The sequence below is a fragment of the Herbidospora sakaeratensis genome, assembly GCF_001570525.1.
Classification (GTDB): domain Bacteria; phylum Actinomycetota; class Actinomycetes; order Streptosporangiales; family Streptosporangiaceae; genus Herbidospora; species Herbidospora sakaeratensis.
The window spans coordinates 245,852-271,907 of sequence record NZ_BBXC01000007.1; the positions used below are offsets into that span (position 1 = coordinate 245,852).

Annotated in this window: 13 protein-coding genes; 8 read left to right on the forward strand and 5 right to left on the reverse strand. The window is 74.1% G+C overall.

Annotation, left to right across the window (positions count from 1 at the left end):
* The first annotated feature begins 1 nt into the window (after position 1).
* The 3 genes from AW271_RS01210 to AW271_RS01220 are packed head-to-tail and all read left to right on the forward strand — an operon-like array spanning position 2 to position 3,278.
* Positions 2-1,180 (forward strand): ABC transporter permease, encoded by a 1,179-nt coding sequence (locus AW271_RS01210; protein ID WP_062330461.1) that lies wholly within the window; start codon positions 2-4, stop codon positions 1,178-1,180.
* Entirely contained in the window at positions 1,177-2,319 is a 1,143-nt protein-coding gene (locus tag AW271_RS01215; protein ID WP_062330462.1) for an ABC transporter permease, read from the forward strand. Before AW271_RS01210 ends, AW271_RS01215 begins: the two co-directional genes overlap by 4 nt.
* Before the next feature lie 14 nt (positions 2,320-2,333).
* Positions 2,334-3,278: a hypothetical protein gene (locus tag AW271_RS01220; RefSeq protein WP_062330464.1), complete on the forward strand. Its 945-nt coding sequence runs from the start codon at positions 2,334-2,336 to the stop codon at positions 3,276-3,278.
* A gap of 50 nt (positions 3,279-3,328) precedes the next feature.
* Here AW271_RS01220 and AW271_RS01225 read toward each other — a convergent pair whose 3' ends face one another.
* The 3 genes from AW271_RS01225 to AW271_RS01235 are packed head-to-tail and all read right to left on the reverse strand — an operon-like array spanning position 3,329 to position 6,943.
* The gene (locus tag AW271_RS01225; protein WP_062330466.1) at positions 3,329-4,483 is read right to left on the reverse strand and encodes a cysteine desulfurase family protein; all 1,155 of its coding nucleotides are present in this window, start codon (positions 4,481-4,483) and stop codon (positions 3,329-3,331) included.
* Between the two features lie 10 nt (positions 4,484-4,493).
* Complete coding sequence (locus tag AW271_RS01230) at positions 4,494-5,384, reverse strand: hypothetical protein (RefSeq protein WP_062330468.1); 891 nt, start codon at positions 5,382-5,384, stop codon at positions 4,494-4,496.
* Positions 5,381-6,943, reverse strand: a complete 1,563-nt coding sequence (locus tag AW271_RS01235) for a condensation domain-containing protein (protein WP_083975912.1) — start codon at positions 6,941-6,943, stop codon at positions 5,381-5,383. The genes AW271_RS01230 and AW271_RS01235 overlap by 4 nt, the downstream gene beginning before the upstream one ends.
* 191 nt (positions 6,944-7,134) lie before the next feature.
* Here AW271_RS01235 and AW271_RS01240 point away from each other — a divergent pair, with 191 nt between their 5' ends.
* Genes AW271_RS01240 through AW271_RS01250 form a run of 3 tightly spaced genes read left to right on the forward strand, consistent with a single transcriptional unit; the run spans position 7,135 to position 10,061 of the window.
* Positions 7,135-7,392 (forward strand): phosphopantetheine-binding protein, encoded by a 258-nt coding sequence (locus AW271_RS01240; protein ID WP_062332924.1) that lies wholly within the window; start codon positions 7,135-7,137, stop codon positions 7,390-7,392.
* Between the two features lie 3 nt (positions 7,393-7,395).
* Positions 7,396-8,850 (forward strand): AMP-binding protein, encoded by a 1,455-nt coding sequence (locus AW271_RS01245; protein ID WP_062330472.1) that lies wholly within the window; start codon positions 7,396-7,398, stop codon positions 8,848-8,850.
* Positions 8,847-10,061: a pyridoxal-dependent decarboxylase, exosortase A system-associated gene (locus AW271_RS01250; protein ID WP_062330475.1), complete on the forward strand. Its 1,215-nt coding sequence runs from the start codon at positions 8,847-8,849 to the stop codon at positions 10,059-10,061. Before AW271_RS01245 ends, AW271_RS01250 begins: the two co-directional genes overlap by 4 nt.
* A 7-nt stretch (positions 10,062-10,068) precedes the next feature.
* Here the strand turns inward: AW271_RS01250 and AW271_RS01255 are convergent, their stop codons facing one another.
* A complete protein-coding gene (locus AW271_RS01255) occupies positions 10,069-11,439 on the reverse strand; it encodes a condensation domain-containing protein (protein WP_062330477.1) in 1,371 nt (456 codons plus the stop codon).
* Between the two features lie 8 nt (positions 11,440-11,447).
* Entirely contained in the window at positions 11,448-12,008 is a 561-nt protein-coding gene (locus tag AW271_RS01260; protein WP_062330479.1) for a hypothetical protein, read from the reverse strand.
* A 322-nt stretch (positions 12,009-12,330) separates the two neighbouring features.
* Between AW271_RS01260 and AW271_RS01265 the strand changes: the two genes are divergently transcribed.
* Complete coding sequence (locus AW271_RS01265) at positions 12,331-20,679, forward strand: SDR family NAD(P)-dependent oxidoreductase (protein ID WP_063817817.1); 8,349 nt, start codon at positions 12,331-12,333, stop codon at positions 20,677-20,679.
* Positions 20,669-26,050: a type I polyketide synthase gene (locus tag AW271_RS01270; RefSeq protein ID WP_062330481.1), complete on the forward strand. Its 5,382-nt coding sequence runs from the start codon at positions 20,669-20,671 to the stop codon at positions 26,048-26,050. The genes AW271_RS01265 and AW271_RS01270 overlap by 11 nt, the downstream gene beginning before the upstream one ends.
* Positions 26,051-26,056 lie beyond the last annotated feature (6 nt).

Here is a 26,056-nt window from a genome sequence, read left to right on the forward strand (position 1 = left end):
CATGGTGCGATCGCTTCTCACGGTGAGCGCCCTGGAGCTGCGGACCCGGGTGCGGGACCGGACCGCCCTGATCATCGCGATCATCGTGCCGGTGGCCATGGCCACCCTGTTCGGGGTGGCGCTCGGCGGCGACGACCCGCCGCTGCGGGCCACCGTCGGCATCGTCGACCTCGACGGTGGCGAGTTCCCCGCCGGGGTCCGGCGCGAGATCATGGCGTCCACGGAGCTGGCGGGCGTGCTGACGCTGCGCGACCTGCCCGGCCGTGAGCAGGCCCAGAGCGCCCTGGACGCGGGCGACATCGGGGCCGCGATCGTCTTCCCCGCCGGGTTCAGCGCCAGTGTCGGCGCGGGCGAGGGCGGCCAGGTCGGCGTGCTGACCTCGGCCGACACCCCGCTGGCGGGGGTGGTCGCGGGCGCCGTGGTCGACCGGATCTCCAGCCTGGTGCGGGCCCGCACGCTCGCGGTCCGCGCCTCCCTGGACGCGGGCGTGCCCGCCGCCGAGGTCAAGGAGTTCGTCGAGCGCAACGGCGCGGCCGGACCGGCCCTGACCCTGGAGAACGACCCGATGGCCGGCGGCAGGGTCGACCTGTCGGTCTACTACGGCGCCGGCATGGCCGCGCTGTTCGCCTTCTTCGTGGTCGGCGCGTCCTTCCGTGGCCTGCTGATCGAACGCAAACAGGGCACCCTCGACCGGATGCGGGCCGGGCCGATCCACGGCTGGGTCCCGATCGCGGGCAAGGCCGTCGTCGGGTTCGTCCTGGCCATGGTCAGCGTCTGCGTCACCTGGGCGTCCTCGGTGCTGATCTTCGGCTCGACCTGGGGCGACCCGGTGGCCGTGTTCACCCTCCTGCTCGCGCACGTGCTGGCCGCCACCGCGATCACCATGCTGGTCGCCAGCCGGGCCAGGACCGACGCCCAGGCCGACGGGGTGATCATGGTGATCTCCTTCGTGGCCGCGTTCTTCGGCGGCAGCCTGGTCCCGCTCTACACCCTGCCGGACGTGCTCCAGAAGATCGCCCTGTTCACCCCGAACGCCTGGACCACCACCGGGCTCACCGGCCTGGCCGGGTCGGGCGCCGGGCTCGCCTCGGTGGCCCTGCCGATCGGCGTGTTGTGCGCGATCTCGGCAGCCGCCTTCGGGCTCGCCGCGACGGGCTTCAGGAAGGGACTGCTCGGATGAGACCGCACCCCGTCCTGGCGCTCGTCGCCGCCAACCTGCGCCGGCACTCCCGCGACCGGGTGGGCCTGTTCTTCATCGTGGTGATGCCGTTCGTCAGCATCGTCTTCGTCGGCATGGCGCTGGGCGGCGGCGCCGCCGCCTCGCGGCTGCCGGTCGGCGTGGTGGCCCAGGAGTCCGACCCGGTGGCCGCCGCCGTCCTGGCGGAACTGCGCGCGCACCCCGACCTGGAGATCACCACCGTCGGCGGCGAGGAGGAGCTGCGGGCCGGCGTCCGGGGCGGCGCGCTGGCCGCCGGCGTCGTCATCCCGCCGGGCTCGGCCCGGTTCGAGCTGGTCATGACGCAGTCGAGCGGCAGCGGCATGGCCGCCCGCAGCGCCGTCGACGCCTCCGTCGGCCGGGTCGCCGGCGTCATCGAGGCCACCCGCGCCGCCACCACGGCCGGCGCGACCCCGGAACGGGCCGCCGAACTGGTGCGCCGGGCGCAGGCCGCCTCGGCCGAGGTCGAGGTGGTCAACTCCGACACGGCGTCCGGGACCCCTCGGGGGTTCGCCTACACCGCCCCCGCCAACCTGCTGCTGTTCACGTTCATCAACTCCATGGCCGTCGCCGCCGCGCTCGTCGAGAGCCGCCGCATCGGCATGCTGCCCCGGGCCTTCACCGCCCCGGTGCGGCGCGGGGCCGTCCTGTTCGGCGAGGCGCTCAGCCGCTTCATCGTGGCCGCCGCCCAGGCGGTGCTGATCATGGTGGTGAGCTCGCTGCTGTTCGGCGTCTCCTGGGGCGAGCCGCTCGGCGTCGCCGCCGTGGTGGGCGTCTTCGCGCTGGTCGCCACCGGCGCCGCGATCCTGATGGGCAGCCTGGTGCGCTCGTCGGCGCAGCCGTCCGCGATCGGGCCGCCGCTCGGCATCGTGCTCGGCATGCTCGGCGGCTGCCTGTGGCCCGCCGAGGCCGCCGGTCAGACGCTCAACGCCATCGGCCACCTGTTCCCGCACGCCTGGGGGATGGACGCGCTCCTGACTCTGTCCCGGCCCGGGACGGGACTCGGCGACGTGCTGCCGGAGGTCGCCGTCCTGGGCCTCATGGCCGCCGTTCTGCTGAGCCTGTCCCTAGTTCTGTTCAGCCGACGAACGAGAACCCTCTGAGGAGGCAGCACACTATGAATTCGACCACCAAATGGCCCGCCGACATCGCGGGCGTCTACCGATACGCGACCAGGAAGGGCGCCATCGACGCTCTCGACGTGGCGGCCGGCGAGCTCGGCATCGGCATGCGCGAGCTGAGCGAGGCGGTGAACCAGCTCGTCGAGAGCCGCCTGTTACGCGCCGTCGACGGCGCGGCCCACCGGTTCATCCCGGTCGACCCGCAGGTGGCGGCCAACGCGCTGGTCTCCTCGGTCGAGCGGGAGATCTACCAGCGGCGGGAGCTGATCGACCAGATCCGGGACTTCGTCGGTCCCGCGCCCTCGCCGATCGAGTACCTGGCCGGGTCGCTGGAGGTGCGCGGCTTCCTCAAGATGGCCGGGGACGCCTGCCGTACCGAGGTGCTGGTCCTGCAGTCGGGCGAGGACGACGCCGAGGAGCTGGCGCGGGCGTACCTGCCGCTGCTCACGCGCGGCGTCACGGTGCGGATCGTCTGCCAGCACCGCAACCGGGCCGACCTGGCCACCCGGATGAAGCTGAAGCAGCTCATCGACGCGGGCGCGGCCATCGGCACGGTCAGCCACGTGCCGCGCTCCGCGGTCGTCTTCGACCGCACGCTGGTCGTGCTGTTCGGCCTGTCGGACGGCGAGACCAACGTGGCGCGGGTGCACAACGACGGCATCGTCGGGTTCCTGCTCGACCTGTTCGACCACCTGTGGGACACCGCGACGCCGCTGGAGGGCGCCGAGTCGGGCTACGCGAACGTCGCCGACGACCTGCGGCAGGCCATCGCGGGGCTGATGGCGAAGGGCTACACCGACGAGGTGGTGGCCCGCAAGCTCGGCATGTCGGTGCGCAGTTGCCGCCGGCACATCGCCACGCTGATGCGCGACCTGGAGGCCACCAGCAGGTTCCAGGCGGGGGTGCAGGCGGCGCGCACGTTTCTGGCCAGCGGCGCGTGAGGGGGGTCCGCCGCGCCGGCGGCGGACCCGTGTTCTCCTCGTGTCCTCTCTCAGCGCATCGCCGCCACGACGCCGGCCAGGCCGTGGGCCCGGTCGCAGACCAGGTTCAAGCCTCTGACCAGTTCCTCGACCGTCATGCGGGGGCTCAGGCACATCCTGATGGAGCTGTTGGCGTCCTCGGCGCTCACCCCGATGGCGGTGAGCACGGGTGAGGGTTCCTGGGAGTCGGAGTTGCACGCCGACCCGGTGGACAGCGCCACCGACGGCAGGCTCGCGACCAGGCTCTCGCCGCGCACGCCCGGCAGCACCACGTTGAGCACGTGCGGGACGCCGGCCTCCGGGTTCCCGTTGAGCCGCAGGCCGGGAACACGACGGGTGAGCAGTTCCAGCGCGGTCGCGCGCAGCAGCGCGACCCTTCCGGCGTCCTCCTCCATCCGGGCGGCGGCCAGTTCGCAGGCCGTGCCGAGGCCGACCGCCAGGTGGGTGGGGATGGTGCCGCTGCGCAGGTCGTACTGGCCGCCGCCGTAGGTGATGGGGCGGATCCGGCGGCGGATCTCCGGGCGGACGTACAGGACGCCGACGCCCTTCGGGCCGCCGATCTTGTGGGCGGACATGGCCAGGGTGTCGACGGCCGCGCCGGTCACGTCGATCGGGATCCGGCCGGCGGCCGGGGCGGCGTCGACGTGCAGCAGGGCGCCGCTCTCATGACAGATCGCGGCCATCTCGCGGACCGGCTGGATGGTGCCGATCTCGCTGTTCACCCAGGCCACCGTGGCCGTCCGGGTGTCGAAGTCGAGCTGGCCGGCGAACCGGGTCAGGTCGACCACGCCGTCGGGCCGGATCGCCATGGTCCGGATGCCGACGCCGCGTCCGCGCAGGGCGCGGGCGACCGACAACGACGACTTGTGGTCGGTGGGGCAGAACACCGCGTTGACCGGCGAGCGGTCGTCGTGGCCGAACGCGCCGAGCAGCGCGATGTTGTTGCTCTCGGTCGCGCCCGAGGTGAACACGACCCCGGCCGGGTCGCCGCCGAGGAGCCGCGCGACCGATTCGGCCGCCCCGTCGACCGCCCTGCGGGCACGCTTGCCCAGCAGGTGGGGGGACGACGGGTTGCCGAACTCCTCGCGCAGGTACGGCAGCATCGCGTCGAGCACTTCGTCGTCCACCCGGGTGGTGGCGCAGTTGTCCAGGTATATGACGTCCATGGATCCGTCCTCAACTCCGGAAGGTGCTGACCGTCACCAGCTTCGAGTAGATCTCGTCGGTGGACATCTCGCCGCTGCCGCCGGGGTCGGCGATCACGACGGTCATGCCGGTGAGCCGGTAGAGGCTGAGCGCGATCTCGACGCCGGTCCGCACCGGGGCCAGGCACTCGCCCGGGGCGAAGATCACGATAGTGCGGTAGCCGGCCTGGTGCACCTCCGAGATCATCTCGGTGATCTCGCCGGCGCAGCCGGTGACGCCGCAGCTGATCAGGGTGCGGTAGTTGCCCGATTCGTCCAGGAACGAGACCTCGGTGTCCTTCGCGCCCGACTCCAGCACGCGCTTCTCGAGCCTGCCCTGCTTGACGAACTTGTCGGCGGCCTTCTGGAAGCGGTACTTGAGCCAGGTCTCCGGGAACGCCAGCGGGTGTTTGCGGCTGGGCAGCACGCTGCCCGCGTCGAGCCCCGCCTCGCGCAGGACACGCTCGTATCCCTCGGGCAGCCCGGTGAAGCCGTCGAGGAACTCGGCGCGCAGCTGACTGGCGGGACGGCCGCCGGTGGGGACGTACTGCCAGTCGTTGATCAGCAGCAGCAGCCTGGCGTCGTCGACGACCTTCGCGTACGACGTGACCAGGTCGACCGAGAGCCGCCAGGTGTAGCCGGGGAAGATCCCGACCCGGCCGGCGATGCGGTCGCGCATGACGGTGGACGACTGCTCCTCCAGGACGCCGGGCACGAGCCGGCCGGTGCCCTCCTCCTCGAACAGCATGAAGTGGCCGCCCATGACGACCAGGTCGTCGAGGTTCGCGGTGGCGAGTTCGCGGTCGATGGCGGTGCGGAGGTCCTGCTCCGAGGCGACGAGCTGGTCGACCTTGCTTATGGTCTCCGTGAACAGTTCAGTCATGATCGAACTCCGGGTTGTAGTAAGTGGCCCGCCAGGGTGCTCAGCGGCGTGGGGCCGGTGAGCTGGTCGAGGGTGACGCCCGCCCACCCGAGGTCCCGGAGCAGGGCGAGCACCCGCGGGATCCGCAGCACCCTGCCTCCGGCGTCGGCGTAGTTCCGGGCCGGGTCGACGCCGGCGAGTCCGTTCGCCCGGCCCACGGCGGCCGCGAGGGCCGCTGCCGCTCCCGGTTCCGGGACGTCGCGTGCGTCGGGGATCCGTCCGGGCGGCGGCGCGGGGGCGAAGCCGGCCAGCGCGGCGATGTCGCTGACCCGCAGGCCGTCCGGCGTGTCGTCGTAGGTGAGGATCGTGGTCTCCAGGGTGCGCAGGAAACGCTCGACGGCGTCCGCGTCCATGACCGAGGAGCTCGCGTGCAGCGCGACCACGACGGAGTCGAGCCACTGGTCGACGCGGACGTAGGTGTCGGCGCCGTGGGCGTCGGCCGCCGGTTGCCAGGTGATCCTGCTGCGACGGGCGCGCGACTCCAGGGTGGGCTGCTTGATGAAGTTGAACTCCGACGCCAGCCGGACGCCCTTCCCGGCCAGCAGCTCGACCACCGCGTCGTACGGGACGTGGGCGTGCTCCCGCGCCTGCTCGAACCGGTCGGCGACGCGGGCGAGCAACTCGGCGAACGGCGGGTCGTCGCGCACGTCGACGCGCATCAGCATCGGGGAGAACATGCAGGTCAGGACCTCTGCGTACGGCCCGCTCTCGCGGTTGCCGGTGAACGTCAGATGGTCGAACGACGGGCCGCCGGTGTAGGCGGCCATCAGCGCCGTGTAGGCCGCCAGGTGCACCTGCGACGGCCACACCCGGTGACGGGCGGCGATCCGCTGCGAGGCGCCCAGCAGGGCCGGGGAGATCAGCGACGCCCGCAGCGTCTCGGCGGGCGGGCCGGGCCGGCGGCGGTCGCCGAACCCGTCGGCCGGCATGGCCTCGATCTCCTTCTCCCAGTACGCCAGCGACGGCCCCGGATCAAGGGACGCCTCGTGCCGGACGAGGTCGGATGGGCGGTGCCGGACCGGTTCGACCGCGGTGGGCCGCCGGGCCACCACGCCCGCGCAACTGGCCCACAACTCGCGCTTGAGCTCGGTGACCGTCCACATGTCGGCCGCGAGGTGGTTCAGCACCACCACCGCCCGCCGGGGCACGCCCTCGTCGGTGATGACGACGACCCGGATCGGCCATTCTTCGGCGAGGTCGAACTCGGCCGTGCCGAGCCGCTCCACGACCTCGGCGGGCATGGCCGTGCCGTCGTTCTCCGAGGACAACACGACGAGGGGACACGGGCCGGGCGGGCGGACGACCCGGTAGGGGTCGCCGTCGAGGTCGAAGTGGTAGGTGGTGCGCAGCGTCTCGTGCCTGCGGACCGTCTGATTGAGAATCGCCCGGCAGTTCTGCACCGTCAGGCCGGCTGGAATCTCTAGATTCAGAATGATATGTGTATTGTGGCGAGCGCGCGGCGGCAGTTCGTGGTAGCGGAGCCAGATGTAATGCTGGCCCCAGCCGAGATTCGTGTTCATCGGCGACCCGGCCTCCTGCGGTTGAACGTTTCAGCCTACCCAGGCTAAATGAGAAGACGGCCGCCGTCGTGACCGGCCGATGGCAGCTTGTTCTCGGGAAAAAGCTGCCAGATCCCTTCGTTGACAGTGGTCGCGGAATTCAATGACGCTGAACGAGGTAATTCAGCGCAGGGATTTCGAGGAGACCCGTGATGGAAATACCTCACGAGTTCCAGACCATTCTTCGCCGGCATCTGCCCTACGCCGGGCCGGGTGACCTGGCCCCCGGTGACGATCTCACCGCGCTGGGGCTGGATTCGATGGGGGTGGTGCAGTTGCTGGTCGATCTGGAGGACGGCTACGACCGGGAACTGCCCGACGACATCCTCGACGAGGAGACGTTCGCGACGGTGGGGTCGTTGTGGGCGCGGTTGTCGGCGCTGCTCGACGCGGCGCGGGCCGGGATCTGAGCCGTGCCGACCCGTCTCGACGACCTGCTGCGGTCCGGCGCCGACGACCACCCGGCGCTCACCTACAAGGACGTGACGCTCACCTATCGCGAGCTGCGGGACCGGGTCGCGCGGGCGGCCGGGGCGCTGCGCGGGCTGGAGCCGGGCGCCCGGGTCGCGATCTACGCGGAGAAGCGGCTCGAAACGGTCGTGGCGATCTTCGCGGTGGCGGCGGCCGGCGGGGTCGTCGTCCCGATCAACCCGCTCTTCAAGGCCAGGCAGGTCGAGTACGTGGTCGACGACTGCGGCGCCGTGCTGCTGCTCACCACACCCGAGCGGGCCCGCACGCTGACGGTCCCGGCGCCCACGTCCATGATCGACGACCTGGACGCGGGACCGGGAGGCGTGACGGCCCCCGCCGCGCGGGTCGCGGCCATCCTCTACACCTCCGGCAGCACCGGACGGCCGAAGGGCGTCGTGCTGAGCCACGGCAACCTGCTCGCGGGCGCGCGGAGCGTCGCCGGGTACCTCGGCCACACCGCCGACGACGTGGTGCTCGCGGCGCTGCCGCTGAGCTTCGACGCCGGCTTGAGCCAGCTCACCACCGCGTTCCTGGCCGGAGCCCACGTGGTGCTGGTCAACTACCTGCTGCCCCGCGACGTTGTGCGGCTCTGCGCCCGGCACGGGGTGACCGCGCTGACCTGCGTGCCGCCGCTGTGGACCCAGCTCGCCACCCAGCGATGGCCGGTCGAGGCGACCCGGAGCCTGCGCTACTTCGCCAACACCGGCGGCCGCCTGCCCGCGACCACCCTGGCCCGGTTGCGCGAGACGTTCCCCCAGGCCACCCCCTTCCTCATGTACGGCCTGACCGAGGCCTTCCGGTCCACCTACCTCGACCCGGCCGAGATCGACCGGCGCCCCGGATCGATCGGCAAGGCGATCCCCGGCGCGGAGGTCCTGGTCGTCCGGCCCGACGGGTCGGTCTGCGACCCCGGCGAGGAGGGGGAGATCGTGCACCGGGGACCGCTGGTGTCGCTCGGCTACTGGAACGACCCCGCCCGCACCGCGGCCCGGTTCCGGCCGTTCCCGCCCGGCGCCGACGAGATCGCCGTCTGGTCGGGCGACGTCGCCTACCGCGACGACGACGGCTTCATCTACTTCGTCGGACGCACCGACGACATGATCAAGACCTCCGGCTACCGGCTGAGCCCGACCGAGGTGGAGGAGGCGGCCTACGCCACCGGCCTGGTCACCGAGGCCGTCGCGGTCGGCGTGCCCGACGAGGACCTGGGCGAGCAGGTGGCGCTGCACGCCGTGCTCACCGCCCCCGCCACCACTCCCGACGAGCTGCGCCGGGCGATGGAACGCGACCTGCCCCGGTACATGGTGCCGCGCCGGTTCATCCTCGCCGCCGCGCTGCCCCGCTCGGGGAACGGCAAGTTCGACCGCGCCGAACTGCGCCGCCGGGCGATGACATGACCGGGCAGGGCCACTGGGAAGGTCACCGGGACGGGCGGCTGACCGTCGGCGGCATCCCCGCCGGACTGCTCGCCGCCCGGGTCGGCGGCACGCCGTTCTTCGCCTACGACCGCGACCTGGTCACCCGCCGGGTCGCCTCCCTGCGTGCCGTGCTGCCCGCCGGGATCGAGCTGAGCTACGCGGTCAAGGCCAACCCGATGCCCGCCCTGCTGCAGCACCTCAGCGGGCTGGTCGACGGCTTCGACGTGGCCTCGGCGGGCGAGTTGCGGCACGCGCTCGACACGCCGGTGCCACCCGCGCGGATCGGTTTCGCCGGGCCGGGCAAGACCGTCCAGGAACTGACCCAGGCGGTCGCGGCCGGCGTGACGGTGGAACTGGAATCGGAGACGGAACTGGCCCGGGTGCGCACGATCGGCGCCGCCCTCGGGGTCCCGGCCCGGATCGCGATCCGCGTCAATCCCGACTTCACGGTGCGGGGCTCCGGCATGCGCCTGGGCGGCGGGCCGCAGCAGTTCGGCGTCGACGCCGAACGGGTGCCCGACATGCTCGCCCAGCTGGGCGACGACGTCGACTTCCAGGGTTTCCACGTCTTCGCGGGCTCGCAGAACCTGCGCGCCGACGACATCTGCGAGGCGCAGCGGCGCACTGTGGACCTGGTCGCCGGGCTCGCCGAGGTGTCGCCGCCCATCCGCTACCTCAACCTCGGCGGCGGCTTCGGCATCCCCTACTCGCGCCGCGACCGGCCCCTCGACCTGGGGCCGATCGGCGACAACCTGGCCCAGCTCCTGCGCGAGCGCATCACCCCGCTGCTCCCGGAGGCCCGCGTCGTCCTCGAACTCGGCCGCTATCTGGTCGGCGAGGCGGGCGTGTACGTCACCCGCGTCGTCGACCGGAAGCAGTCCCGCGGCACCACCTTCGTGGTCGTCGACGGCGGCATGCACCACCAGCTGGCGGCCTCGGGGAACCTCGGGCAGGTCATCCGGCGCAACTACCCGATGGCCGTGGCCGACCGCATGGGCGAGCCCGCGGACGCGCCGGTCACCGTGGTCGGCCGCCTGTGCACCCCCCTCGACCTGCTCGGCGACCGCGTGGAACTCCCGAAGGTCGAGATCGGCGACCTGGTCGTCGTCTTCCAGGCCGGCGCCTACGGCCTCACGGCGAGCCCCACGGGCTTCCTCAGCCATCCGGCGCCGGTCGAGATCCTCGTGTGAGACCCGCTCACTCCGGCAGGGGCACGGTTGCGGGGAACAGCGACGGCGCCAGGGTCGCGTGGTCGGCGTCCCACAGATCCTTGAGGCTGGTCTCGGGGGCCGTCGCGGCGACCTGGACGCCGAGCGCGATCGTGCGCAGCATCCCCGCCATGCCCTCGGCCGGGATGATCGTCGGGTCGGCGAGCATGAAGACGCTGGTCCGGCCGTTGGCCACCGTCACCCTGACCCGGAACGGCTGGCCGTACTGCTGCGCCAGCGGCGTCCACGACAACTCGGCCGGGGTCTCGGCGGTGGCGTCGGACGGCCGGCGGTCGAGCTGCACGTAGTTGAACCAGCAGCGGAACAACTGGTTCACCCAGCAGTCGTGCGCCAGGTCGTCGCCGCGCTGCGCGGCGACCTCCGCGGCGAGCGCGGCGATCCGGTCGACGTCGTAGGAGGAGTAGCGGTACGCCTTCGCCCCGGCCCAGTGCAGGCGCTTGACGTGCTCGCCCAGGGGCGCCCCCGGGTCGACCGTCGCGACGACCGGGATGAGCTGGTTCATCGTGCCGATCACGTGGTGGTGCTCCGGTGAGAACCGGTTGGAGGCCATCAGGCTCATCGTCACCGTGTCGACGCCGGTGTGCCGGGCCAGCCCGGCGGTGACCAGCGCCATCACCAGCGCGGGCGCGGTGACGCCGAGCCGCCTGGCGGCCAGCGAGGCCAGCCCGCCGAGGCGGTGCGAGTGCAGGGTGGCCTCGATCCGGTCGCGCTTCACCTTGGCCGGCAGCGTCGGCAGCGGGTCGGCCAGAACGTCGCCGAGGGTGCGCCGCCAGTACCGTTCGGACGCCTCGTGCCGGTCCCGCCACCGCTCGGTGCGCTGCTCGCGGGCCAGCTCGCTCGGCGTCGGCCCGAGCTCGGCCACCGCCCCGGGGTCGCCGATCAACGCGCTGAACTGGTCGGTCAGGTGGTTGATCGACCAGACGTCCATGATCAGATGGGAGAAGGACAACGCCAGGAACACCGCCGACCCGTTGGTGGTGATCATGCGCCCGCGCCAGAGCAGGCCGCCCTCCATCGCGAACGGCACCGCGCAGAGTTCGTCCTTGGTGTCCTCCGGGTCCTCCCAGTCGCGCACCACCCGGTCGACGCGCTCGATCGGCAACTCGGCCGACTCGTGCACACGCTGCACCGGCTGCCCGTCGACGACGTGGTAGGTGGTGCGCAGCGGCTCGTGCCGGTCCATCAGCACCCGCAACGCGTTCTCGACCCGGGCCATCGGCAGGCCGCGCAGGTCGCAGACGATGGGGAGGTTCGCGTCCTGCATCCAGTCGTCGGGATAGCGCTCGATCTCGCGCCAGCTGAAGAGTTGACCGTGGCTGAGGGGGGCGTCGGCGGGCATCGGTTCTCCTAGCTGTTCGGGACGGACTGCCGTCCATGCCACAACACGTAGATGGCGACGGCGACGGCGATCTCGGCCATGGTCCCCAGCGTGACCAGGCTCGCCACGTCGGGATGGATCAGCGGCAACCCCCGCAGATCCTGCATCAGGCCGAACCCGATCAGGCCGGCGTAGGAGCCCGCGAAGGTCCACGTGAGCCGCACCCTGACCAGCGGGGACCGCACCCGGTCGGTGCGGCGGGCCAGCGGCCGGAGCACCGCGGCGGACACCACGACGACCGGCGGCGCCAGCGCCGCCAGCGGCAGGGTGACGTCCCCGCCGACGGCGAGTGCGGCCGCGCCCCCCGCCAGGGCGAGCGCGGACCCCCACGTCAGCGCCGACACCGGTTCCGGCTCGGTCCGCCGCGCGACGACCAGGAGCACGCAGACCACCAGACCGGCCGCCCAGACGGCGACCACGAGCGCGTCGGCCCCCCGGAGCGCGAACAGCACGCCGCCGGCGACCGGGCAGATCGCGGCCGAGGCGGCCCAGATCAGCGCCTTTTTCGCCGGATCGAATGGCGGGCTCATGTTTTCGGACCCGGCCTCTTCTCCCAAAGAGTTCTCCTGAAGGATGAATTTCGATTTCGGCTGAGAATAGCGCGTCGTACCAGGATCAGAGCTCGCGCGCGCTCGTGTCAAGGCGCTTCTCCTGGGCGGCGTTGGCAGCAAGCTACTGGCAACAAGGTGCCAGCACGCGATCGTGGCCCGGCGCGGGGAGCCGCCCGTAGGGTCGCAGTAACTTCCAGCGGTGCCCATTTGAATAACGCTAGTGCCCGTCATTTTCTCCGAATGGATTTTAGAGAAACCGGCGAGAAGTGCCGGTGACGCCCGAGTCTGAGGTGGCGCATTCATGGTTCAGGACTCGATTCAGTCGGACGCCCGGCGCGATTCGTCGGTCGAGCCGATCGCTGTGGTGGGCCTTTCCTGCCGGCTTCCGAAGGCGGATACCCCCGAGCGATTCTGGCGGCTGCTGCGGGACGGCGTGGACGCGGTGACCGAGGTGCCCGCCGGCCGGTGGCCGGACGCCGGCGCCCCCGGCCGGGGCGGGTTCGTCGACGACGTGGACCGCTTCGACGCCGCCTTCTTCGGGATCTCCCCGAACGAGGCCGCCGCGATGGACCCGCAGCAGCGGCTGGTGCTGGAACTCGCCTGGGAGGCGTTGGAGAACGCCGGGGTCGCCCCCACCGCCCTGCGGGACGCGGCGGCCGGGGTGTTCGTCGGCGCGATCTCCAACGACCACGCCGCCCTGCCCGGAGAACCCGGCCGGCACACCTACATCGGCGCCAACCGCGCCATGATCGCCAATCGCGTCTCGTACTTCCTGGGGCTGCGCGGTCCGAGCCTCACGCTGGACACCGGGCAGTCGTCGTCGCTGGTGGCGGTGGAGCTGGCGTGCGAGAGCCTGCGCCGGGGCGAGACCGGCCTGGCCCTGGCGGGCGGCGTCAACCTGAACCTGCTCGCGCGGACGACCGCCGCCATCGGCAGCTTCGGCGCGTTGTCGCCCGACGGGCGCTGCCACACCTTCGACAGCCGCGCGAACGGCTACGTCCGGGGCGAGGGCGGCGCGCTCGTCGTGCTGAAGCCGCTCGCGGCGGCGCTCGCCGACGGCGACACGGTGCACTGCGTGATCCTCGGCGGGGCCGTCAACAACGACGGCGGCGGCGACGGCCTGACCGTGCCGAGCGCCCGCGCCCAGCAGGAGGTCATCACGCTGGCCCGCCGCTCGGCCGGGGTCGGGCCCGCCGAGGTCCAGTACGTCGAGCTGCACGGCACCGGCACGAAGGTGGGCGACCCGATCGAGGCCGCCGCCCTCGGCGCCGCCCACGCCGGATCCCGCTCCTCGGACGATCCGCTGCTGGTCGGTTCGGTCAAGACGAACATCGGCCATCTCGAAGGCGCGGCGGGCGTCGCCGGCCTGGTCAAGGTCGTGCTCAGCCTGAAGAACCGCGAGCTCCCGCCCAGCCTCCACTTCGAGAGCCCGAACCCGGACATCCCCCTCGACGACCTGGCCCTGCGGGTCGTGCGGTCGTCCCGCCCGTGGCCCGCTCCCGGCGACCGGCTGGTCGCCGGCGTCAGCTCGTTCGGCATGGGCGGCACCAACTGCCACCTGGTGCTCGCGGAGGCCCCGGCGAGCGCCGGGTCCCCGGACGCCGCGCCCCCGGGCGTCAGCGGGGGACTGCCCTGGGTGATCTCCGCGCGGTCGGCCGACGCGCTCCGGGCGCAGGCCGCCCGCCTCCGCGACCGGATCGACGGCGAACCGGCGGTCGAGGCCGCCGACGTGGCGTTCTCGCTGGTCACGACCCGGGCGCAGCTTGAGCACCGGGCGGTCGTCCTCGGCGACCGCCAGACGCTCGACGCCTTCGCCAATGGACGGCCCGACGAGTCGGTGGTGAGCGGCTCCGTCGTCTCCGGCCGGCGGGCGTTCGTCTTCCCCGGCCAGGGGTCCCAGTGGGCCGGGATGGCCGCGGACCTGCTCGACGGGTCGCCGGAGTTCGCCGCGCTCGTCGCCTCCTGCGACGCCGCGCTCGCGCCGTTCGTCGACCACTCCGTCGTGGACGTCCTGCGCGCCGCCCCCGACGCCCCCGGCCTCGACCGGGTCGACGTGGTGCAGCCCGCGTTGTGGGCGGTCATGGTGTCGCTCGCCGGGTTGTGGCGGGCGAACGGCGTCGAACCCGACCTGGTCCTCGGGCACTCGCAGGGCGAGATCGCCGCGGCCACCGTCGCCGGGGCGCTGAGCCTCTCCGACGGGGCGCGGGTCGTGGCGCTGCGCAGCCGGGCCATCGCCGGGATCGCCGGTCGCGGCGCCATGATGTCGGTCGCCGCGCCGCTCGACGTCGTCGAGGCGGCCGTCCGCCCGCTCGCGCCGGAGGTGGGCGTGGCCGCGTTCAACGGGCCGCGCTCGGCGGTCGTGTCGGGGCCGCGCGCGGTCCTCGCCGAACTGGGGGAGCGGCTCGCCACCGACGGGCACCGGGTCAAGCTGCTGCCGGTCGACTACGCGTCCCACTCGCCCGAGGTCGAGAGCGTCCGCGACGAGGTGATCGCCGCCCTGGCGCCGATCAGGCCGGTGCGCTCCGCGATCCGGTTCGTCTCCACCCTCACCGGCGAGCCGATGGACACCTCCGGGCTCGACGCCGGGTACTGGTACCGCAACCTGCGGCAGCCGGTCAGGTTCGCGCAGGCCACCCGGTCGGCGCTCGGGCTGGGCGCGGCCCTGTTCGTCGAGTGCAGCCCGCATCCGGTGCTCGGGGCGGGCGTCGCGGAGACGGCCGAGGCCGCCGAGCTGGACGTCGCGGTCGTCGGATCGCTGCGGCGCGGCGAGGGCGGGCCCGGCCGGTTCACGCGGTCGCTGGCCGAGGCGTACACCCTCGGCGCGCCCGTCGACTGGGCGGCCCGGCGCGAGGCCGGGGCCCGGCAGGTCGACCTGCCCACCTACCCGTTCCAGCGCCGCCCGTTCGGCTCGGCCGCGATCGTGGCCCGGCCCTCTTCCGTGTCTCCTTCCGTGTCTCCTTCCGGGCCGGCCGGGTTGTCGCGGCGCGAGCTGCGCGACCTGGTGCTCGCCACCGCCGCCGACGTCCTCGGGCACCAGGACGGCACGGCCGTGGAGCCGCACCGGACGTTCAAGGACCTCGGCTTCGAGTCGGTGGCCGCCGAGGACCTGCGGGCCAGGCTGCGCGCCGCGCTCGGGACCCGGCTGCCCACCGGGCTGCTGTTCGACCACCCGACCCCCGACCGGCTGGCCGACCACCTGTACACGCTGACCGGCGGCGGCACGGCCGCCGCCGCCCCGGCCGAGGCCGCCGGGACCGACGGCGACCCGATCGTGGTCGTCGCGATGGGCTGCCGCTACCCCGGCGGCGTGACGACGCCCGAGGAGTTGTGGCGGCTCGTGCACGCCGGGGCCGACGCCGTCGGCGTGTTCCCCGAGGACCGGGGCTGGGACCTCGACGCGCTCCTGGCCTCCAGCGACACCCGGCACGGCGGCTTCCTCACCGGCGCGGACCGGTTCGACGCCGGGTTCTTCGGGATCAGCCCGCGCGAGGCGGTCGCCATGGACCCCCAGCAGCGGCTGCTGATGGAGGTCTCCTGGGAGACCGTCGAACGGGGCGGCCTCGACCCGGCCACCCTCGACGGCACCCCCACCGGCGTCTTCGTCGGCGCGATGTCCTCCGACTACGGGCCCCGCCTGCACCAGCCCACCGGCGTCGCCGATGGCCACCTGCTGACCGGCACCGCCCTCAGCGTCGCCTCCGGCCGGATCGCCTACACGCTGGGCCTGCGCGGCCCCGCGATCACGGTCGACACGGCGTGCTCGTCGTCGCTGGTCGCGATCGTGCTGGCCATGCAGGCGCTGCGGCGCGGCGAGTGCTCGCTGGCGCTGGCCGGTGGTGCGACCGTGATGTCCAACCCCGGGCTGTTCGTCGAGTTCAGCCGGCAGGGCGGGCTCGCCGCCGACGGCCGCTGCAAGGCGTTCTCCGACGGGGCCGACGGCACCGGCTGGGCCGAGGGCGTCGGCATGTTGCTGCTCGAACGGCGGTCCGACGCGGTCCGGCACGGCCACCCGATCCTGGCCGTCCTGCGGGGCGGCGCGATCAACCAGGACGGCGCGAGCAACGGCCTCACCGCGCCGAGCGGCCAGGCCCAGCGCGACGTCATCCGCCAGGCGCTGGCCGACGCCCGCCTGTCGCCCGCCGACGTCGACGTGGTGGAGGCGCACGGCACCGGAACGCGGCTCGGCGACCCGATCGAGGCCGAATCGATCATCGCCGCCTACGGCGCGGACCGCGATCCGGAGCGGCCGGTCTGGCTCGGCTCCCTGAAGTCCAACGTCGGGCACACCCAGGCCGCGGCCGGGGTCGGCGGCCTGATCAAGATGATCAAGTCGCTGGAGCACCGCACGCTCCCGCGCACCCTCCACGCCGACGAGCCCACCACCCACGTCGACTGGTCGGAGGGCCGGGTCCGCCTCCTCACCGAACCGGTCGATCTGCCGGGCGACCGCCCGCTCCGGGCGGCCGTCTCCAGCTTCGGCATCAGCGGCACCAACGCGCACGTCATCCTGGAACGCGAGCCGGAGCCGGTCGCTCCGAGTTCCGCGAGCTCCGCGCGCTCGGAGCTGGTCTGGGTGTTGTCGGCGAAGACCGAGAGCGCGCTCCGGGAGCACGCGGCGCGCCTGGCCGCGTTCGCCGAGGACGCCGCCGACGACGATCTGGCCGCCGCCGGCCCGCTGCTGGCGCGCCGGACCACCTTCGCGCACCGCGCCGTCGTGGTGGCGCGCGACCGGGCCGACCTCCTCGGAGGACTGGCGGCCCTCGCCGCCGGCACGCCGCACGGGTCCGTGGTGACGGGCGTCGCCGCGCGCGCGGCGCGGCCGGTGTTCGTGTTCCCCGGGCAGGGGTCGCAGTGGGCCGGGATGGCCGTCGAGCTGCTCGGATCGAGCGCCGTGTTCCGGGAGCACCTGACCCGGTGCGACGAGGCGCTCAGGCCGTACGTCGGCTGGTCGGTGGCCGACGTCCTGCGGGAGGCCGAGGGCGCGCCGAAGCTCGAAGGCTCCGACGTCATCCAGCCGGTGCTGTTCGCGGTGATGGCCTCGCTGGCCGGACTGTGGCGGTCGGTCGGGGTCGATCCCACGGCCGTGGTCGGGCACTCGCAGGGGGAGATCACCGCGGCGTACGTCGCGGGGGCGTTGTCGCTGGCGGACGCGGCCAAGGTCGTGGCGCTGCGCAGCACGGCGCTGATGAAGCTGGGCGGCACCGGCGGCATGCTCGCCGTGTCGCTGCCGGCCGACCGCGTCGACCTGACGCGCTGGGAGGGCCGGTTGTGGCCCGCCGTGTACAGCGGCCCGGCCAGCACGGTCGTCGCCGGCGACCTCGACGCGCTCGCGGAGTACGCGGCGGAGTGCGGCGAGGCCGTGCGGACCCGGCCGGTCGCGATCGACTACGCCGCGCACACCCCGCACATCGAGGCGCTGCGCGCGGAACTGCTGGCCACGCTCGGCGACGTCACGCCGCGCCCGACCGAGGTCGCGTTCTGCTCGGCCCGCGACGGCGCGTTCGTCGATCCCGCCGAGCTCACCGCCGACTACTGGTTCACCAGCCTCCGGACCCCGGTCCGGTTCCAGCAGGCCGTCGAGGCGTTCGAGGGCGACCACGTCTTCATCGAGGCCAGCCCGCATCCGACGCTGACGGGGCACGTCCAGGACACCCTGGCGGCGGCCGACCGGCCGGGCGGGGCCACCGGCACGCTCCGGCGTGACCAGGGCGGCCTCGCGCGGTTCCTGACGGCGGTCGCCCACGCGTACACGCTGGGCGCCGACATCGACTGGACCGCCGCGCTCGCCGTCGGGCCGGGCCGCCACGTCGACCTGCCCACCTATCCGTTCGAGCGCAGCCGCCACTGGCTCGACGGCGACGCCCCGGCGGGCCTGGGCGCCTCGGGGCACCCGCTGCTCGGCGCGGTCGTGGCGCTGGCCGGTGACGACGGTTTCCTGCTCAGTGGACGGTTGTCGCGCGGCGGCGCGCCCTGGCTGACCGACCACGCCGTCGACGGCGAGGCGATCCTGCCCGGCACGGCGTTCCTGGAGTTCGCGCTGGCCGCCGCGGCCGCCGCCGACTGCGAGGAGGTCGAGGAGCTGACGATCGAGGCGCCCCTGCCGCTGCGCGGCGCGTGGTCGGTCGAGGTCCAGGTCGCGGTCGCCGGCGCCGACGAGCGGGGGAGGCGCGGGTTCACGATCCACGCCCGCCCGGCCGGCGACGCCGGGAACCCGTGGACCCGGCACGCGTCGGGCACGCTCACGCTCTCCGCCCCGGCGCCCTCCGGGCCGCCCACCTGGTCGCCCATCTGGTCGCCCGGCACGCCCGTGGACGTCGCCGACGCCTACCAGCGCCTCGCCGACCACGGCTACCAGTACGGCCCCGCCTTCCAGGGCCTGCGCGCCGCCTGGCGGTCGGGCGAGGACACCTACGTGGAGGTCGCGCTGCCCGAGCCGCTGCGCGGAGAGGGATACACCCTCCACCCGGCGCTGCTCGACGCGGCCCTCCACCTCCTGGTGCTGGAGGCCGCCGACGAGGCGCGCGACCCCGGCACGCTGCTGCTGCCCTTCTCCTGGACCGGGGTACGGGTGTCCGCCCGGGGCGCGGACGCGCTCAAGGTGCACCTGTCGGGCGACTCCCTGACGGTCTACGACGCGAGCGGACTCAAGATCGCCGAAGCGGACGCGCTCCACCTGCGCCGGGTGGCCCGGGGCGCGACGCGGCCCGCCGCCGAGACGTACGGCGTCGACTGGGTCGCGGTGGAGACCCCGGCCGCCGACCTCGGCGACCAGCGCTGGGCCGTCGTCGGGCTCGACGCGTTCGCCGACGAGATCGGCGCGGCGCTGGACGAGGCCGGGGTGGTCGCGCCCCGCGGTTACGACCTGGTGTCGGTCGCGGAGACGTCCGTCACCGGCGTGCCCGCCACCGTGCTGGCTCCCGTCTGGGCCGACGACGACGACCTGCCCTACGGCGCGCACGACGCCCTGAACCAGGCGCTCAACCTCATCCAGGCGTGGGTGGGCGACGAGCGGTTCTCCGGGTCGCGGCTGGTGTTCGTCACCCGGGGGGCGCGCAGGTCGCCGGCGGCCGGCGCGCTCTGGGGGCTGGTGCGCTCCGCGCAGTCCGAGCATCCGGGGCGATTCGTCCTGTTCGACGTGGAAGAGGGCTTCACCGCCTGGGGTTCGGCCGCGGCCGCGGTGGCGGCGGGCGAGACCCAGCTCGTGACGGAGGACGGCGCGGTCCTGGTGCCCCGCCTGGCCCGCCGGCAGATTTCCGGCCATGGCGAAGGGCTGGGCACGGGCACGGTCCTGGTCACCGGCGGCACCGGCGGGCTGGGCCCGCTGGTCGCCCGGCGGCTGGTCGGGCGGCACGGCGTACAGGACCTGCTGCTGGTCTCCCGGCGCGGCCCCGACGCGCCCGGCGCGGCCGAGCTGCGCGCCGAGCTGGAGGCCGAGGGCGCCCGCGTCACCGTCGCCGCCTGCGACGTCTCCGACCGGTCCCGGCTGGCGGCGCTGCTGGCCGGCCACCGGATCACCGCCGTCGTGCACGCCGCCGCGGTCCTGGACGACGTCACCGTCGAGGGCATGTCGGCCGGCCGCCTGGACACCGTGTTCGCGCCGAAGGCCGACGCCGCCTGGCACCTGCACGAACTCGTGCCCGAGGCGACAACCTTCGTGATGTTCTCCTCGGTGGCGGCCGTGCTCGGCAACCCCGGCCAGGGCAACTACGCCGCCGCCAACGGCTTCCTCGACGCGCTCGCCGCGCACCGCCACGCCCTGAACCTGCCGGCGGTCTCCGTCGCCTGGGGCCTCTGGGACACCGAATCGGGCATGTCCGGCACGTTGTCGGAGGCCGACACGGCCCGGCTGGCCCGCGCGGGCATCGCCCCGATGAGCGCCGAGCAGGGTCTGGAGCTCTTCGACGCGGCGCTGACCGCGCCGGAGCCCCTCCTGGTGGCCGCGACCTGGGACCGCGCCGCGCTCCGCGCGAAGGCGGCGGCCGGCGAACTGCCCCCGCCGCTGCGCGGGCTGGTCCGCGCCCCGAGCCGGAGTGCGGCCAAGGCCGCCGAGCAGGCGACGGCCGGACGGGCCGGCCTGGCCGACAGCCTGGCCCACCTCACCCCGGACGACGCCCGCGCCCGCCTGATCGACGTCGTCCGCGCGCACGTCGCCGCCGTCCTGGCGCACGGCGCCGCGAGCACCATCGGCGTCGACCGTTCCTTCAGCGAACTCGGCTTCGACTCCCTCACCGCGGTCGAGCTGCGCAACCGCCTCAACACCGAGAGCGGGTTGCGGCTCTCCCCGACGCTGATCTTCGACCATCCCACCGTCGAGGCCCTCGCCGACCACCTGTTCCAGACCCTGGCGCCCGCCGCGCCCTCCGCCGAAGACACGCTGCGGGCCGCGCTGGAACAGGTCGCGTCCATGGTCGCCGCCGCCAACGGCGACGGGGACTCCATCCGCGACAAGCTCGTCGCGATCCTGCAGAGCGGCCTGGAAACCTTCGGGGCCGCCCCGACCCCGAGGCTCCGAGGGCGGCCGAACGGCACCGCGCACGCGGCGGAGCGGCTCAGCTCCGCCTCGGACGAGGAGATCTTCGCCCTGCTCGACGACCGGGCCAAGGCGTCACCCCTGAGGTCCTCACCGGAAAGGTCCGAACATGGCGACTGAGGACAAGCTGCGCGAATATCTCAAGCGCGCGATCGTCGAGTTGGCGGAGACCCGGCAACGGCTCAGCGACAGCGACGACCGCCGGCACGAACCCATCGCGATCGTCGGCATGGCCTGCCGCTACCCGGGCGGGGTCACCAGCCCGGAGGAGTTGTGGGACCTGGTCGCCGCGGGCACCGACGCCATCGGCGAGATGCCGGCCGACCGGGGCTGGGACGTCGAGGGGATCTACGACCCCGACCCGGAGGCGATGGGCAAGACGTACTCCCGGCACGGCGGATTCCTCTACGACGCGGGCGACTTCGACACCGCGTTCTTCGGGATGAGCCCGCGGACCGCGCTGGCCACCGACCCGCAGCACCGGCTCGCGCTGGAGACCTCCTGGGAGGCCCTCGAGCGGGCCGGCATCGACCCGGCCACGCTGCGCGGCAGCCTCACCGGGGTCTACGTCGGCAACATGTACAGCGACTACTCCTCGCGGTTCACCGACGGGGCGGTCCCGGAGTCGGTCGAGGGCACGCTGCTGGTGTCGAGCGCGCCCAGCGTGCTGCCGGGGCGGGTGTCCTACACCTTCGGGCTGGAGGGCCCGTCGATCTCCGTCGACACGGCCTGCTCCTCCTCGCTGGTCGCCGTCCACCTGGCGGTGCAGGCGCTGCGGCGCGGCGAGTGCACGATGGCCCTCGCCGGAGGCGTCACCGTGATGGCCACCCCCGACTCCTTCGTCGAGTTCTCCCGCCAGCGCGCGCTGGCGGCCGACGGACGGTGCAAGTCGTTCTCCGCCGACGCCGACGGCGTCGCCTGGGGCGAGGGCGCCGGCATCCTGCTGCTGGAGCGGCTGTCGGACGCGCGCCGCAACGGCCGCCGCGTGCTGGCCGTCATCCGCGGCTCGGCCGTCAACCAGGACGGCGCCAGCAACGGGCTCACCGCCCCCAACGGCCCCGCGCAGGAGAAGGTCGTCGAGCAGGCGCTCGCCGACTCCCGGCTGGACACCCGCGACATCGACGCCGTCGAGGCGCACGGCACCGGCACCCGGCTCGGCGACCCGATCGAGGCGGGCGCGCTGCTGGCCACGTACGGACAGGGCCGGTCCAAGGAGGGCCCGCTCTGGCTGGGCTCGGTGAAGTCGAACATCGGCCACTCGCAGGCCGCCGCCGGGGTGGCCGGCATGATCAAGATGGTCATGGCCATGCGGCACGGCGTGCTGCCCCGCACGCTGCACGCGGAGAACGCCCCCGCCGAGCTCACCGAGAACATCCAGCTGCTGACCAGCGCCCGCCGCTGGTTCCGCGAAGGCCACCCGCGCCGGGCCGGCGTCTCCTCCTTCGGCATCGGCGGCACGAACGCGCACGTCATCCTCGAAGAGGCCCCCGAGCAGCCGGAGCCGCAGACCCGGGCCCCCGCGGTCGCCGGCGCGCCGCACGCGTGGCTGCTCAGCGCCCGCACCGCGACGTCGCTGCGCGAACAGGCCGCCCGGCTGCACCGGCTCGTCAGCGCCGACCCGGCGACGGCCCCCGCCGACGTCGCGCACGCGCTGGCGTCTCGGCGGGCCCGGTTCGAACACCGCGCCGTCATCGTCGGCCACGACAGGGAGACCCTGCTCGCCCGCCTCGGCGGCCGCCAGGACGAGTGGATCACCGGCACCGCGCCCGACCGCCCCCGGCTGGCGTTCCTGTTCACCGGGCAGGGCGGCCAGCGGGCCGGCATGGGCCGCGAGCTGGCCGCCGCCTCGCCCGTCTTCGCCGCCGCGCTCGACGAGGTCTGCGCCGCCCTCGACCGCTACCTCGACCGGCCGCTCCGCGAGGTCATGTGGGCCCAACCCGGCACGCCCGACGCGGCGCTGCTGAACAAGACCCGCTACACCCAGCCCGCCCTGTTCGCCTACGAGGTGGCCGCCTACCGGCTGCTCGAATCGCTCGGCGTCACCCCCGACTTCGTGGCCGGCCACTCGGTCGGCGAGTTCGCCGCCGCGCACGTGTCCGGCGTCTGGTCGCTCGCCGACGCGGCCCGGCTGATCGCCGCCCGGGGGCGGCTCATGCAGGCCCTGGACGTGCCCGGCGCGATGGTCGCCATCGAGGCGGGCGTCGACGAGGTGCGGCCCGGGCTGACCGGCCAGGTCGGCCTCGCGGCCGTCAACGGGCCCGCCTCGGTCGTCGTGTCGGGCCCCGAGGAGGCGACCCTCGCGGTCGGGGCGCGCTGGCGCGAGCGCGGCCGCCGCACCCGGCGGCTGCCGGTCAGCCACGCCTTCCACTCCGCGCTGATGGAGCCCATGCTCGCCGCGTTCGAGGCCGAACTCCGCACCGCCCTGTTCACCGAGCCGCAGTTCCCGGCCGCCACCAACCTGGGCCCCGACGCCTCCTGGACGGATCCGTCGTACTGGCTGGACCAGATCCGGCACGCGGTGCTGTTCCAGCCGATGATCGCGCGGCTGGAGGCGGAGGGCGTGCGCGCCTTCCTGGAGGTCGGGCCCGAGGCGGTGCTGGCCGGGATGGCGCACGACTGCGTCACCGGCACCGGCACGGTGATCGCCTCGCTGCACCGCCGGCAGCGTCCCGAGCCCGACGCGCTCGTCGACTGCCTCGCGCGGGTGGCCGTCGCCGGGGTCCCGGTCGACTGGGCGGCGCTCTCGGGCGGCGGCGCGCACGTGGAGCTGCCCACCTACGCCTTCGACCGCGAGCGGTTCTGGCTCAGCTCGCTCCTGCGCACCGGCGACGTGACCTCGGCCGGGCTGCGCGACGCCGGCCACCCCCTGCTGGGCGCGGCCGTCGACCTCGCCGACGACGGCACCACGATCCTCACCGGCCGGCTCGCCGCCTCGTCGGTGCCCTGGCTGGGCGAGCACGTGATGCTCGGCTCGGCCGTGCTGCCCGGCGCCGCGCTGGTGGACCTGGTCCTGGACGTGGGCGGCCGGATCGGCTGCGACGCGATCGAAGAGATCATGTTCGAGGCCCCGCTGGTGCTGCCCTCGCGCGGCGCGGTCGACGTGCAGGTCGTGCTCCAGCACGCCGACGGCCCCCGCCCGATCCGGGTCTACTCCCGGCCCGCCGGCGAGCCGGAAGCCGTCTGGACCCGGCACGTCTCCGGCCTCGTCAGCGCCTCGCCCGTCCCGGTGACGGCCGCCTGGGCCGGCGAATGGCCGCCCGCCGACGCCGTCCCCATCCCCGTCGACGGCGGCTACGAGCGGCTGGCCGACCTCGGCTACGAGTACGGCCCCGCCTTCCAGGCCGTCCGCGCCCTCTGGCGGCACGGCGAGGACCTGCTCGCCGAGGTCGCCCTCGACGACGACCAGGACGTCGCCGGGTACGGCGTGCATCCCGCGCTCCTGGACGCGATGTTCCACCCCCTGCTGCTGGCCGACACCGCCGCCGCCGGGGAGCTGCGCCTGCCGTTCGAGTTCCGGGGGGTGCGGCTGCTCGCCGCCGGGGCCCGGCGCCTGCGGGTCCGGCTCTCCTCCATCGACGCCGAGGGGTGCGCCGTGCACGCGGCCGACGGCCTGGGGCAGCCGGTGTTCTCGATGGACTCGCTCCGGGCCCGGCCGGTCCCGGCCTCCGCGCTGGCCGCCTCGACCGGCCCGGCGCCGCACGGGGTCGACTGGGTGGAGGTCAGCGTGCCGGCCGGGAACGGCTCCGGGTTCGCGTTCGTCGACCCGGCCCACCTGCCGTCGCTGGAACCCGTGCCCGAGTTCGTGGTGGCCACCCTGACCGCCGGCGACGGGAACGTGCCCGCCGCCGTGCGCGACCTGACCGGCCAGGCGCTCGACCTGATCCAGACCTGGGTGTCGGGCGACCGCTTCGCCGGTTCCCGCCTGGTGTTCCGCACCCGCGCCGACGACCTGGCCGGCGCCGCCGTGCTGGGGCTGGTGCGGTCGGCGCAGTCGGAGCACCCCGGCCGGTTCGTCCTGCTGGACGCGGAGCCCGACTTCACCGACTGGAGTTCGGTCGCCGCCGCCGTGGAGGCGGGCGAGTCGGAGCTGACCGCCCGCGACGGCGCGCTGCTGGCCCCCCGGCTGGCCCGCCGGACCGCCGGACCCGCGACCGGGCTCGGCGACGGCACGGTGCTGGTCACCGGCGGCACCGGCGGCCTCGGCAGCCTGGTCGCCCGGCGGCTGGTCGAGCGGCACGGCGTGCGGGACCTGCTGCTGGTCTCCCGGCGCGGCCTGGACGCGCCCGGTGCCGGGCTGCTCGTCTCCCACCTGGGCGGGTACGGCGCCCGGGTGACGGTCGCCGCGTGCGACGTGTCCGACCCGGACGCGCTGGCCGCCGCCCTCGCGCTCATCCCGCCCGACCGGTCGCTCACCGCCGTCGTGCACACGGCCGGGGTGCTCGACGACGCCACCGTCGACGGGCTCACCCCCGCCCGCCTCGACACCGTGCTCGCGCCCAAGGCCGACGCCGCCTGGTACCTGCACGAGCTCACCCGCGACCTGCCGCTGTCGGCCTTCGTGTTGTTCTCCTCGCTGGCCGGCGTGCTCGGCAACCCGGGACAGGGCAACTACGCCGGCGCGAACGCGTTCCTGGACGCCCTCGCCGCGCACCGCCGCAAGGCGGGCCTGCCCGGCGTGTCGATCGCGTGGGGGCTCTGGGAGACCGAATCGGGCATGTCCGGCACGCTGACCGAGGCCGACACGGCCCGGCTGGCCCGCGCCGGCATCGCCCCGCTCACCGAGGAGCAGGGCCTCGACCTCCTGGACGCCGCGCTCGGCAGCCCCGAACCGCTCGTCGTGGCGGCCCGGTGGGAGACCGCCGGGTTGCGGGCCAGGGCCGAGGCGGGCGACCTGCCCCCGATCGCGCACGGCCTGGTCCGCCTCCCGCGCCGGGTCGCCGCCGGCGGACCCGCGGCCGGACCGGGCCCGTCGGGCGGGCTCGGGGCCCGGCTGGCCGGGTTGTCCCAGCCCGACGCGCTGCGCCTGCTCAGCGACACCGTCCGCGCCCACGTCGCGGCCGTCCTGGCGCACGGCAACGCCGCGAGCGTCGGCCTCGACCGGGCCTTCAGCGAACTCGGCTTCGACTCGCTCACCGCGGTCGAACTCCGCAACCGGCTCAACGCCGAGACCGGCCTGCTGCTTCCGGCCACGCTGGTCTTCGACCACCCGACCGTGAACGCGCTGACCGACTACCTGTTCACGAGCCTCGCGCCGGCCCCGAACTCGCCGGTGGAGATTCTGCGCGGCGCGCTGGAACACGTCGAATCGATGATCACGGCGGCGGCCGGGGACGCGATCAGGAACAAGGTCGTCGCGATCCTGCAGAACGGCCTCAACCGCTTCACCGCCGCCGACGCCGCGCGCGAGTCCGACGACGCGGACGACGTGGCGGGCCGGATCGACTCGGCCTCCGACGAGGAGATCTTCGCGCTTATCGACAACGAGCGGTGACCCGTG

What these genes read in the sequence shown, in the direction of transcription:
- AW271_RS01230 (WP_062330468.1), bottom strand. Translation starts at nt 5,384, where the DNA reads ATGACTGAACTGTTCACGGAGACCATAAGCAAGGTCGACCAGCTCGTC.
- AW271_RS01240 (WP_062332924.1), top strand. Translation starts at nt 7,135, where the DNA reads ATGGAAATACCTCACGAGTTCCAGACCATTCTTCGCCGGCATCTGCCC.
- AW271_RS01215 (WP_062330462.1), top strand. Translation starts at nt 1,177, where the DNA reads ATGAGACCGCACCCCGTCCTGGCGCTCGTCGCCGCCAACCTGCGCCGG.
- AW271_RS01250 (WP_062330475.1), top strand. Translation starts at nt 8,847, where the DNA reads ATGACCGGGCAGGGCCACTGGGAAGGTCACCGGGACGGGCGGCTGACC.
- AW271_RS01235 (WP_083975912.1), bottom strand. Translation starts at nt 6,943, where the DNA reads ATGAACACGAATCTCGGCTGGGGCCAGCATTACATCTGGCTCCGCTAC.
- AW271_RS01265 (WP_063817817.1), top strand. Translation starts at nt 12,331, where the DNA reads ATGGTTCAGGACTCGATTCAGTCGGACGCCCGGCGCGATTCGTCGGTC.
- AW271_RS01270 (WP_062330481.1), top strand. Translation starts at nt 20,669, where the DNA reads ATGGCGACTGAGGACAAGCTGCGCGAATATCTCAAGCGCGCGATCGTC.
- AW271_RS01255 (WP_062330477.1), bottom strand. Translation starts at nt 11,439, where the DNA reads ATGCCCGCCGACGCCCCCCTCAGCCACGGTCAACTCTTCAGCTGGCGC.
- AW271_RS01220 (WP_062330464.1), top strand. Translation starts at nt 2,334, where the DNA reads ATGAATTCGACCACCAAATGGCCCGCCGACATCGCGGGCGTCTACCGA.
- AW271_RS01225 (WP_062330466.1), bottom strand. Translation starts at nt 4,483, where the DNA reads ATGGACGTCATATACCTGGACAACTGCGCCACCACCCGGGTGGACGAC.
- AW271_RS01260 (WP_062330479.1), bottom strand. Translation starts at nt 12,008, where the DNA reads ATGAGCCCGCCATTCGATCCGGCGAAAAAGGCGCTGATCTGGGCCGCC.
- AW271_RS01210 (WP_062330461.1), top strand. Translation starts at nt 2, where the DNA reads ATGGTGCGATCGCTTCTCACGGTGAGCGCCCTGGAGCTGCGGACCCGG.